Source organism: Streptomyces sp. NPDC020742 (assembly GCF_040641675.1).
Lineage (GTDB): Bacteria > Actinomycetota > Actinomycetes > Streptomycetales > Streptomycetaceae > Streptomyces.
This window is the reverse complement of record NZ_JBFAEA010000051.1, coordinates 1-10,634: the sequence shown is the minus strand read 5'-3', so window position 1 is coordinate 10,634 and position 10,634 is coordinate 1. Positions and strand designations below refer to the sequence as shown.

Genomic DNA, 10,634 nt, shown 5'->3' with positions numbered 1-10,634 from the left:
GTCGTCTTCGCGATGTTCGCCGGCTTCCACTTCTGGTGGCCGAAGTTCACCGGCAAGATGCTGGACGAGCGCCTCGGCAAGATCACCTTCTGGACGCTGTTCATCGGCTTCCACGGCACCTTCCTCGTCCAGCACTGGCTGGGCGCCGAGGGCATGCCGCGGCGCTACGCGGACTACCTCGCGGCCGACGGCTTCACCACGCTGAACACCATCTCGACCATCAGCTCCTTCCTGCTGGGCATGTCGATCCTGCCGTTCCTCTACAACGTCTGGAAGACCGCCAAGTTCGGTAAGAAGGTCGAGGTCGACGACCCCTGGGGCTACGGCCGCTCGCTGGAGTGGGCGACCTCTTGCCCGCCGCCGCGGCACAACTTCCTCACCCTGCCGCGCATTCGCTCCGAATCCCCGGCGTTCGACCTCCACCACCCGGAGATCGCGGCCCTTGACGCGCTGCACAACGGCCGCGGCACGGACGAGGACAAGGCCATCGCCGGCGGCAAGGAGGCAGGCAAGTGAAAATCCAGGGCAAGATGTTCATCTGGCTCTCGGTCTTCGTCCTGATCATGGCCATCGTGTACGGCCTGTGGTCGAAGGAGCCCGCGGGCACCACCGCCCTCTTCCTCGCCTTCGGCCTGTGCATCATGGTCGGCTACTACCTGGCCTTCACGGCCCGGCGGGTCGACGCGGGCGCCCAGGACAACGAGAACGCCGAGGTCTCGGACGACGCCGGTGAGCTGGGCTTCTTCAGCCCGCACAGCTGGCAGCCGCTCTCCCTGGCGGTCGGCGGTGCGCTGGCCTTCATGGGCGTGGTCTTCGGCTGGTGGCTGCTGTACTTCTCGGCCCCGATGATCCTCGTCGGCCTCTTCGGCTGGGTCTTCGAGTACTACCGCGGCGAGAACCGCACGCAGTAAGCGGAAAATGCACGGCTGACACGCCGTACAGCGGGCCCGGACACCTCAACAGGTGCCCGGGCCCGCCCCTTTTGGCGGTGTGGGGCAGACCCGTTTGCAGTCCTCCAGCGGGCTGGGGCAGGTGATTCTTCGTACTTTTGGGGCATGAGTTACAGACCTCGAACCCGGACGGTGCTGAGCTGCGGCCTCCTGCTCGTGCCCCTCGCGGTGAGCACCGCCGCGTGCGGGGGCTCGGCGTCGGAACAGCTCTCCGCTACCCCCTACGACGCGGGCGACCAGATCAGCGCCAACACCCCGGACGGAAAGAAGAAGGCGGACCCCGACAAGCCGCTGGAAGTCTCCGTCAAGGACGACGACGCGCGGATCACGGACGTGACCGCCACCGACTCCACGGGCCGCTTCGTACGCGGCGAACTGAGCGCCGACGGCAAACACTGGCGCACCACCGTGCCCCTGGCCGCTGGTACCCGCTACACGGTGCAGGTCAGCACCGAGGACGACGACGGCTCACCCGGCCGCAAGACGCTGGTGGTCCACACCACCGACGCCGACGGCCAGCTGACCGCCACCTTCGGCCCGGAGAGCGGCGAGTACGGCGTCGGCCAGCCGGTCACCGCCGAGCTGAGCCAGCCGATCAAGGACCCCAAGGCGCGAGCCGTCGTGGAGAGCGCCCTGAAGGTCGATTCCATGCCGCGCGTCCAGGGCTCCTGGCACTGGGTGGACAACAAGAAGCTGCACTTCCGCCCGAAGGAGTACTGGCCCGCGCACGCCACCATCTCGGTGCACAGCAACCTCACCGGCCTGAAGATCGCCAAGGGCCTCTACGGAGGCCAGTCCAAGCCCCTCAAGCTCACCACCGGCGACCGGGTGGAAGCCATCACCGACGCCGGCAGCCACCAGATGACGGTGCTGCGCAACGGCCACTCGATCAACACCATCCCGGTGACCACCGGCAAGCCCGGCTTCTCCACCCGTAACGGCGTCAAGGTCGTCCTGGGCAAGGAGAGCTTCGTGCGGATGCGCAGCTCGACCGTCGGCATCGCCGCCGGCAGCTCGGACTCCTACGACCTGCCGGTCTACTGGGCGACCAGGGTCACCTGGAGCGGTGAGTACGTCCACGCCGCACCCTGGTCCGTCGGATCGCAGGGCGCGGCGAACGTCAGCCACGGCTGTACGGGCATGTCCACCAGCAACGCCCAGTGGTTCTTCAACACCGTCCGGGTCGGCGACATCGTCAAGGTCGTCAACAGCGGCGGCGACACCATGACGCCGTTCGACAACGGCTTCGGCGACTGGAACATGCCCTGGCAGGAGTGGCGCGCCGGCAGTGCCCTGAGGGGCGCGTCCGGCGGCACCACAGGGGCGGCCGAGCGCCAGCAGGATCCCGGCGACGACGCCCGGCTGCGCCCGCAGATCTGAGCCCGCTCAGCGGCCGCCCAGCGCCCCGTCCTGGCCCGTTCTCAGGCCTGTACGAGGTGCCTGCGGCGCAGCAGGCCCGCCAGGGCATCGGCGAAGGCCACCGGGTCGAGCGGATGGGGCACCGCCGCGTCCGCCCGGCTCCAGGTGGCCAGCCAGGCGTCCTGCGGGCGGCCGATCAGCAGCAGCACCGGCGGGCACTGGAAGATCTCGTCCTTGATCTGGCGGCAGACGCCCATCCCGCCCGCCGGCGCGGTCTCACCGTCCAGTACACAGACGTCGATGCCACCCTGGTCCAGCGCCTCCAGGACGGCCGGTGCGGTGGCGCACTCCAGGATCTCGATCTGCGGGACATCGGCGGCGGGGCGCCGTCCGGCCGCCAGCCGGACCTGCTCGCGGGTGCCCGCGTTGTCGCTGTAGACCAGCACCGTGGCAGTCGCCTGCATCGTTCCTCCACGCTCTTCGTAGCGGCACAGCATCGGGTGGGACTGTTGGGCCGGATGCTACTCCCGCGACGGGCGCCCGCAGCAGGGGTCGGAGGCCGCCAAGATCTGCCCGACGGGGCGTCAGGAGCGGTCGCGAAGGAACCGGCGGGCGATCGCCGCCGGTGTACTTCCCTCCTTCGAGCGACCTCGGAAATGGGCCGTACGAGCAGGGCATACGTCCTTGACACACCGAACGGCACCCCCCGGAGTGAGGGCGGGATAAGCGACCGACATAATGTCGGTCGTGGCGACAGCAACGACAGTAGAAACCGGGCACGCGCACCCGTCGGTCAATCGGCCGAACCTCACCAGCGTCGGAACCATCATCTGGCTGAGTTCCGAGCTGATGTTCTTCGCGGCCCTCTTCGCGATGTACTTCACCCTTCGATCGGTGACCGGATCCGCGTATTGGAAGGAATCAGCCAGTGCGCTGAACCTTCCGTTCTCCGCGACCAACACCACGATCCTGGTGCTCAGCTCACTGACCTGCCAGCTCGGCGTATTCGCCGCCGAGCGCGGGGACGTGAAGAAGCTCCGCGCGTGGTTCATGGTCACCTTCGTCATGGGTGCGATCTTCATCGGCGGTCAGGTCTTCGAGTACACCGAGCTGGTCAAGCACGAGGGCCTGTCGCTCTCGTCCGGCCCGTATGGCTCGGTGTTCTACCTGACCACCGGCTTCCACGGACTGCATGTGACGGGCGGTCTGATCGCCTTCCTGCTGGTCCTGGGCAGGACGTACGCGGCCAAGAGGTTCACCCACACGCAGGCCACCGCGGCCATCGTCGTGTCCTACTACTGGCACTTCGTCGATGTCGTCTGGATCGGCCTCTTCGCCACGATCTACCTGATCCGGTAACCGGTATCGGGCCCGGTAGCCGGGTCCGCGGTCCAGACAGACATAGCCAAAGCATCGACGCAGAAGATCCTGACACCGGGGTAATCCGTGAAAAAGCTCTCCGCACGACGGCGCCATCCGCTGGCGGCGCTCGTCGTCCTACTCTTCGCGCTGGCGGTCACCGGGGGGCTGTACGCCGCGTTCGCGCCGGCGGACAAGGCTCAGGCCGATGACACCGCCCAGTCCCTTGCCATCAAGGAGGGCAAGAAGCTCTACGCCGTCGGCTGTGCAAGCTGCCACGGCACCGGCGGTCAGGGCACCTCCGACGGCCCGAGCCTGGTCGGCGTCGGCGCCGCCGCCGTCGACTTCCAGGTCGGCACCGGCCGGATGCCCGCCCAGCAGCCCGGCGCCCAGGTGCCGCGGAAGAAGCCCATCTACACCGACGTCCAGCGCGAGCAGCTGGCGGCCTACGTGGCGTCGCTGGGTGCCGGCCCGACCATCCCGGAGAAGTCCCAGTACAGCTCCGACGGTGCCAACGTCGCCAAGGGTGGCGAGCTCTTCCGCACCAACTGCGCGCAGTGCCACAACTTCACCGGTAAGGGCGGCGCCCTGACCGACGGCAAGTTCGCACCGACGCTCGAGGGCGTGGACCCGAAGCACATCTACGAGGCCATGGAGACCGGCCCGCAGAACATGCCCTCCTTCGGGGACGGCAGCCTGAGCAAGCAGAACAAGAAGGACATCATCGCGTACCTCGGCGCCGTCAACGGCGATGAATCCGAGAGCCCCGGTGGTCTCGACCTCGGTGGTCTGGGCCCGGTCAGCGAGGGTCTCTTCGGCTACATCTTCGGCCTGGGCGCGCTGATCGTGGTCGCCATCTGGGTCGCAGCCCGGACTACGAAGGCCAAGAAGTCATGAGCGAGACTGGACGACACGAAGACGTGCCAGAAGAAATTCTTCCCAGTGAGCGGGACGCTCACGAAGGCGCGGTGAGCACGGCGGGCAACCCGTTCGCCGACCCGGGGCTGCCAGCCCACGAGCACCGCGCCCAGGACATCGACGAGCGGGCCGCCTCGCGCTCCGAGCGCACCGTCGCCCTGCTCTTCATGGTGTCCATGATCGCCACGGTGGCCTTCATCGCCTCGTACGTGGCCATCCCGATCGACAAGATCGTCTACATCTGGCCGATCGGCCACATCAGCGCGCTGAACTTCGCGCTCGGCCTGACGCTGGGTGCCGCGCTGTTCTGCATCGGCGCCGGCGCGGTCCACTGGGCCCGCACGCTGATGTCGGACGTGGAGGTCGCCGACGACCGGCACCCGATCGAGGCATCGCCCGAGGTCAAGGCCAAGGTCATGGCGGACTTCCGGGAGGGCGCCGAGGAGTCCGGGTTCGGCCGTCGCAAGCTGATCCGCAACACGATGTTCGGCGCGCTGGCCCTGGTGCCGCTCTCCGGCGTCGTCCTGCTACGGGACCTCGGGCCGCTGCCCGGGACCAAGCTGCGCACCACGAACTGGAAGAAGGGCGTCCGGCTCGTCAACCAGTCCACCAACCTTCCGCTGCGTCCCGAGGACATCGCGGTCGGCTCGCTGACCTTCGCCAAGCCCGAGGGCCTGGAGGAGGACGACGAGGAGTTCGCGGAGAAGATCGCCAAGGACGCCCTGATGCTCGTGCGGATCCAGCCGCAGAACATCAAGGACAAGAAGGAACTCGCCTGGTCCCACGAGGGCATCGTGGCGTACTCCAAGATCTGCACCCACGTGGGTTGCCCGATCAGCCTGTACGAGCAGCAGACGCACCACGTGCTCTGCCCCTGCCACCAGTCGACGTTCGACCTCTCCGACGGCGGTCGGGTGATCTTCGGTCCCGCCGGACACGCCCTGCCGCAGCTGCACATCACCGTGAAGGACGGCTTCCTGGAGGCCGCTAGCGGTTTCGAGGAGCCCGTCGGCCCGAGCTTCTGGGAGCGCGGATGAGTAACGAGACAAGCGCGACCACCACGCGCCGCGGCCAGGCGCCGCGGGGCGAGCGGATCGCCGACTGGGCGGACGGCCGGCTGGGCATCTACAGCCTCGCCAAGGCCAACATGCGCAAGATCTTCCCGGACCACTGGTCCTTCATGCTGGGTGAGGTCGCGCTCTACAGCTTCATCATCATCATCCTGACCGGTGTCTACCTGACGCTGTTCTTCCACCCGAGCATGGCCGAGGTGACCTATCACGGTTCCTATGTGCCCATGCAGGGAATCCGGATGACCCAGGCCTTCGAGTCGACGCTGAACATCAGCTTCGACGTCCGCGGTGGTCTGCTCATCCGCCAGATCCACCACTGGGCCGCGCTGGTCTTCCTGGCCGCGATGATGGTCCACATGATGCGGGTGTTCTTCACCGGTGCGTTCCGCAAGCCGCGTGAGGTCAACTGGCTGTTCGGCTTCCTGCTGTTCGTGCTGGGCATGTTCACCGGCTTCACCGGCTACTCGCTCCCCGACGACCTGCTCTCCGGCACCGGCGTGCGGTTCATCGAGGGCGTCATCCTGGCGATGCCGCTGGTCGGTTCGTACCTGCAGATGTTCATCTTCGGCGGCGAGTTCCCCGGGCACGACATCATCCCGAGGTTCTTCACGGTCCACGTGCTCCTGCTGCCGGGCATCATGCTCGGTCTGCTGGTGGCCCACCTGATCCTGGTCTTCTACCACAAGCACACCCAGTTCCCGGGTGCCGGCAAGACCAACGAGAACGTCGTGGGCATGCCGCTGCTGCCGGTCTACATGGCCAAGGCCGGAGGCTTCTTCTTCCTGGTCTTCGGTGTGATCTCGGTGATCGCCGCGGTCGCCAGCATCAACCCCGTGTGGGCGATCGGGCCCTACCGGCCCGACCAGGTCTCCACCGGCGCCCAGCCGGACTGGTACATGGGCTTCGCCGAGGGTCTGGTGCGTGTCATGCCGGGCTGGGAGTGGAACTTCTGGGGCCACACCCTCAACCTGGGCGTGCTGATCCCGATCCTGGTCTTCCCGCTGGTCCTCGCCGTCATCGCGGTCTACCCGTTCGTCGAGTCCTGGGTCCGCGGCGACAAGCGCGAGCACCACATCCTGGACCGCCCGCGCAACGTGCCCACCCGCACCGCCTTCGGTGTGGCCTGGCTGGTCGCGTACTTCGTGATGCTGATCGGTGGCGGTAACGACCTGTGGGCCACCCACTTCCACCTGTCGATCAACTCGATCACCTGGTTCGTCCGGATCGCGTTCTTCGTCGGCCCGGTGCTGGCCTTCATCGCCACCAAGCGGATCTGCCTGGGTCTGCAGCGGCGCGACAAGGACAAGGTGCTGCACGGCCGGGAGTCCGGCGTCATCAAGCGCCTGCCGCACGGTGAGTTCATCGAGGTCCACGAGCCGCTCGACCAGGAGCAGCTGCACTTCCTCACCCAGCACGAGCAGCCCAAGCCGCTCGAACTGGGCCCCGAGGTGGACGAGAACGGCGTGGAGCGCAAGCTGAAGCGTTCGCAGAAGCTGCGCGCCAAGCTCTCGAAGTCCTACTACGGCGAGGACAGCGTCATCCCCAAGCCCACGGTCGAGGAGTACAAGGAGATCACCAGCGGCCACGGCCACCACTGATCCCGCTCTGCGCCTCGTAGCGCACCGTAGGTAGTACGCCACCCAGAGGGCCCCGTCCGTCCCCGTCTCGACCCCGGTCGAGCAGGGGAGCCGGACGGGGCCCTCCGGCGTGCCGGCGGCTCGATAGGGTGAACGCACAGGCAGGAAACACACCAGGAGCGTGGACCATGAACGTTGTGACCCCGGCAGGCGGCGACAGCGTGGCGGCCCGCACCTGGCCGGAGATCCTCAACGCCCTGCTCGAAGGCCGTGACCTCACCGCAGACGACACCGCCTGGGCGATGGACCGGATCATGCGAGGTGAGGCCGGTGACGCCCAGATTGCCGGTTTCGCGGTGGCGCTGCGGGCCAAGGGCGAGACCGTCGCGGAGATCTCCGGACTCGTCCGGACCATGTACGAGCACGCCCGGCTGATCGACGTGCCCGGCCCCAGCGTCGACATCGTCGGCACCGGCGGCGACGGCGCCAAGACCGTGAACATCTCCACCATGTCGTCGATCGTGGTGGCCGGTACCGGCGCCAAGGTCGTCAAGCACGGCAACCGCGCCGCCTCCTCCGCCAGCGGCGCCTCCGACGTCCTGGAGAAGCTCGGCGTCAACCTCGACCTCGCCCCGCGGCGGGTCGTGGAGGTCGCCCAGGAGGCCGGGATCACCTTCTGCTTCGCGGTGAAGTTCCACCCCGCGCTGCGGCACGTCGCCAACGCCCGGGGCCAGCTCGGCATCCGCACCACCTTCAACGTGCTGGGCCCGCTGACCAACCCCGCCCGGGTCCGCGCCCAGGCGACCGGTGTCGCGGACGCCCGGATGGCGCCGATCCTGGCCGGGGTGCTCGCCGAGCGCGGCTCCTCGGCGCTGGTCTTCCGCGGCGACGACGGCCTGGACGAGCTGACCACCACCGCGACCTCGCGGGTGTGGATCGTGCGGGACGGGACGGTACGCGAGGAGGCCTTCGACCCCCGCGAGGTCGGCATCCCGCTGGTCCCGGTGGAGGCCCTGCGCGGCGCGGACGCCTCGTACAACGCCGATGTCGCCCGCCGGCTGCTGGACGGCGAGACCGGCCCGGTGCGCGATGCGGTGCTGCTGAACTCCGCGGCCGCGCTGGTGGCGCTGGAGCCCCGTCATGCCCCGCTGCCCGAACAGATCCGGGCCGGTATCGAGCAGGCCGCCGAGTCCATCGACTCCGGGGCGGCGAAGCGGGCGCTGGAGCGCTGGGTGGCCGCCAGCAACGCCTGAGCGGCCGGTGACGCAGGGTGTGACGCAGGGCTCCGTCCGTCATATGGACGGAGCCCTTGCGCGTCCCTGCCCGTGTGGCATGATTCTGCGCAGGTCACGAGTGACAGCGACACAGGCCCCGGCCCGCTGTCCGGCAACCCTCCTTCCGTGGCGGGGTGCCCCGGGTGATGACCAGGCCGTAGGCAGCGAGGTCTGCGGCAAGCGCGGATCCCTCGCCAGGGATCCTGGTCCTCGAGGGAGAACTTCCGTGAATCAGCGAATGCGATAGGGCCCAAAGCCCCTTCTCCGCACCCTCTTTCTCCTGACGTTCTCAGCAACGTTTCCTTTCCGCTGTGGCCGCGCAGATCCGCCGGTGCCGGCTGCTTCCGCGCACCCCGACGCGCCCCGTCCACAGCGCATTCGCTTACCTGTCACGGGAGTTCGCCATGTCTGTTTCCGCCGTTGCCGCCGACCGTGCCGTCTGTGCCCCGCTGCCGGTCCTGGGCCGGGACGTCCGGGTCCCCCTGGTGACCGGCGGCGAGGTCGACTACGCCGCACTGGACTACGCCGCTAGCGCCCCCGCGCTCCAGCGGGTCTGGGACGATGTCGCCGCCTACGCCCCGTACTACGGCAGCGTGCACCGCGGCGCCGGGTACCTCTCCCAGCTCTCCACCGACCTCTTCGAGAACAGCCGCCGGACGATCGGTGCCTTCCTCGGTTGCCGCCCCGACGACCAGGTGGTCTTCACCCGCTCCACCACCGACTCGCTCAACCTCCTCGCCGCCGCCCTCCCGCAGCACACCCGGGTGTTCGTCTTCGAGACCGAGCACCACGCCTCGCTGCTGCCCTGGGAGCAGCGCGCCGACCTCGCGGTGACCTACCTCGACGCGCCGCGCACGCCCCAGCAGGCCGTGGACACCCTGGAGCGGGCGCTGGCCGGGCGCGAGCCCTACGGCCCGGCGCTGGTCTGTGTCACCGGTGCGTCCAATGTGACCGGTGAGCTGTGGCCCGTAAAGGAGCTGGCCGCCGCGGCACACGCACACGGCGCCCGGATCGTCCTCGACGCCGCCCAACTCGCCCCGCACCACCCCGTCGACATCGCGGAGCTGGACGTCGACTGGGTGGCGTTCTCCGGCCACAAGCTGTACGCGCCGTTCGGCACCGGCGTGCTGGCCGGCCGCGCCGACTGGCTGCAGCAGGCCGCGCCGTACCTGGCGGGCGGCGGCGCCAGCCGCAAGGTCTCGCGACGCGTGAGCGGGGAAGGGGCCGGCGGGGTGGACGTCGAGTGGCACACCACCGCCGCCCGGCACGAGGCGGGCTCGCCCAACGTCATCGGCGCCTACGCCATCGCCTCCGCCTGCCAGGCGCTGACCGAGGCCGGCTTCGAGGGGCTGGTCGCCCGCGAGCAGGAGCTGATCGCCCGGGTCCGCGCGGGCCTGGCCGAGGTGCCCGAGGTGACGGTGCTCTCCCTCTTCGGCGACGACGCCCCGCGGGTGGGGGTGCTCTCCTTCGTCGTCGAGGGCTGGAACAGCTCGCACTTCGCCGCGGCGCTCTCGGCCGAGTACGGCATCGGCGTCCGCGACGGCCTGTTCTGCGCCCACCCGCTCGTACGGACCCTGCTGGGCAGCGAGCCGCAGGACCCGGGGGAGTGCGGTGCCCCCGAGGCGGCGCCGGGCGAACGCTCCCTGAATGCCATCCGCGTCAGCTTCGGCGCCGGCACCCCCGACGAGCACATCGACCGCTTCGTCGACGCGGTCCGGGAACTGGTGACGAACGGCGCCCGCTGGAACTACCGCACGGAAGACGGGCGTTGTGTGCCCGCTTGATTCCCACGCTGTCGGCTGTCCCGCCGTGGCCTGGCGGCCGGGTGCCTTCCGACGTTGACGGCCTTCTCGCTATTGCTTCCCCACTGCCTTAACGGCGTGGGAGGTACCCCCACGCGGCGGGCGGGTCCGCTGCGCGGGCTGTCGGGGTGCGGTGACGGGCCTTGGGGAGAGCAGTAAGGCGTGCTACGGACGCCCGCCCCCAACCACCTGTATTTCACTCCCCACAACGGGAGGGGGCGGGCCGGAGGGGTCTGGTGTGTGGACGTAAAGCGAAGCAGTCCACACACCCCACCCCCCCCGCCCCGCCCCCCCCCCCACACCCCCCCCCCCCCGCCCCCCC

10 protein-coding genes and 1 riboswitch are annotated in these 10,634 nt (G+C 69.0%); of the genes, 9 read left to right on the top strand and 1 reads right to left on the bottom strand.

The window, feature by feature from the left end; all coding sequences use genetic code 11:
* The 3 genes from AB0G84_RS36035 to AB0G84_RS36025 all read left to right on the top strand — a co-directional run.
* On the top strand, positions 1 to 516 hold a 516-nt coding region (locus AB0G84_RS36035; protein ID WP_361330889.1), incomplete at its 5' end, for a cbb3-type cytochrome c oxidase subunit I.
* Positions 513 to 911 (top strand): cytochrome c oxidase subunit 4, encoded by a 399-nt coding sequence (locus AB0G84_RS36030; RefSeq protein WP_361330886.1) that lies wholly within the window; start codon positions 513 to 515, stop codon positions 909 to 911. The genes AB0G84_RS36035 and AB0G84_RS36030, both read left to right, overlap by 4 nt.
* A gap of 144 nt (positions 912 to 1,055) precedes the next feature.
* A complete protein-coding gene (locus AB0G84_RS36025) occupies positions 1,056 to 2,330 on the top strand; it encodes an Ig-like domain-containing protein (protein WP_361330883.1) in 1,275 nt (424 codons plus the stop codon).
* Between the two features lie 41 nt (positions 2,331 to 2,371).
* On the opposite strand, the gene AB0G84_RS36020 is transcribed toward AB0G84_RS36025, so the two are convergent.
* Positions 2,372 to 2,773, bottom strand: a complete 402-nt coding sequence (locus AB0G84_RS36020; RefSeq protein ID WP_361330880.1) for a hypothetical protein — start codon at positions 2,771 to 2,773, stop codon at positions 2,372 to 2,374.
* 274 nt (positions 2,774 to 3,047) lie between these two features.
* On the opposite strand from AB0G84_RS36020, the gene AB0G84_RS36015 reads away from it, so the two are divergent.
* The 6 genes from AB0G84_RS36015 (at position 3,048) to AB0G84_RS35990 (ending at position 10,294) form a co-directional block, all read left to right on the top strand.
* Positions 3,048 to 3,668 (top strand): heme-copper oxidase subunit III, encoded by a 621-nt coding sequence (locus AB0G84_RS36015; RefSeq protein WP_361330877.1) that lies wholly within the window; start codon positions 3,048 to 3,050, stop codon positions 3,666 to 3,668.
* 87 nt (positions 3,669 to 3,755) lie between these two features.
* Positions 3,756 to 4,565 carry a c-type cytochrome gene (locus tag AB0G84_RS36010; RefSeq protein ID WP_361330874.1) on the top strand — a complete coding sequence of 270 codons (810 nt, stop codon included), beginning with the start codon at positions 3,756 to 3,758 and terminating at the stop codon, positions 4,563 to 4,565.
* Complete coding sequence (locus AB0G84_RS36005; RefSeq protein WP_361330871.1) at positions 4,562 to 5,623, top strand: Rieske 2Fe-2S domain-containing protein; 1,062 nt, start codon at positions 4,562 to 4,564, stop codon at positions 5,621 to 5,623. The genes AB0G84_RS36010 and AB0G84_RS36005 overlap by 4 nt, the downstream gene beginning before the upstream one ends.
* Entirely contained in the window at positions 5,620 to 7,257 is a 1,638-nt protein-coding gene (locus AB0G84_RS36000) for a ubiquinol-cytochrome c reductase cytochrome b subunit (RefSeq protein ID WP_361330868.1), read from the top strand. Before AB0G84_RS36005 ends, AB0G84_RS36000 begins: the two co-directional genes overlap by 4 nt.
* Positions 7,258 to 7,424: 167 nt before the next feature.
* Positions 7,425 to 8,489 (top strand): anthranilate phosphoribosyltransferase, encoded by a 1,065-nt coding sequence (gene trpD / locus AB0G84_RS35995; protein ID WP_361330865.1) that lies wholly within the window; start codon positions 7,425 to 7,427, stop codon positions 8,487 to 8,489.
* 92 nt (positions 8,490 to 8,581) lie between these two features.
* Positions 8,582 to 8,699, top strand: a riboswitch (SAM riboswitch).
* A 215-nt stretch (positions 8,700 to 8,914) separates the two neighbouring features.
* Complete coding sequence (locus AB0G84_RS35990) at positions 8,915 to 10,294, top strand: aminotransferase class V-fold PLP-dependent enzyme (protein WP_361330862.1); 1,380 nt, start codon at positions 8,915 to 8,917, stop codon at positions 10,292 to 10,294.
* The last annotated feature ends 340 nt before the right edge of the window (positions 10,295 to 10,634 follow it).

Excerpts from the sequence above, each read along its gene's own strand:
- AB0G84_RS36025 (WP_361330883.1), top strand. The coding sequence starts at position 1,056 with ATGAGTTACAGACCTCGAACCCGGACGGTGCTGAGCTGCGGCCTCCTG.
- AB0G84_RS36020 (WP_361330880.1), bottom strand. The coding sequence starts at position 2,773 with ATGCAGGCGACTGCCACGGTGCTGGTCTACAGCGACAACGCGGGCACC.
- AB0G84_RS36015 (WP_361330877.1), top strand. The coding sequence starts at position 3,048 with ATGTCGGTCGTGGCGACAGCAACGACAGTAGAAACCGGGCACGCGCAC.
- AB0G84_RS36005 (WP_361330871.1), top strand. The coding sequence starts at position 4,562 with ATGAGCGAGACTGGACGACACGAAGACGTGCCAGAAGAAATTCTTCCC.
- AB0G84_RS36000 (WP_361330868.1), top strand. The coding sequence starts at position 5,620 with ATGAGTAACGAGACAAGCGCGACCACCACGCGCCGCGGCCAGGCGCCG.
- trpD (WP_361330865.1), top strand. The coding sequence starts at position 7,425 with ATGAACGTTGTGACCCCGGCAGGCGGCGACAGCGTGGCGGCCCGCACC.
- AB0G84_RS35990 (WP_361330862.1), top strand. The coding sequence starts at position 8,915 with ATGTCTGTTTCCGCCGTTGCCGCCGACCGTGCCGTCTGTGCCCCGCTG.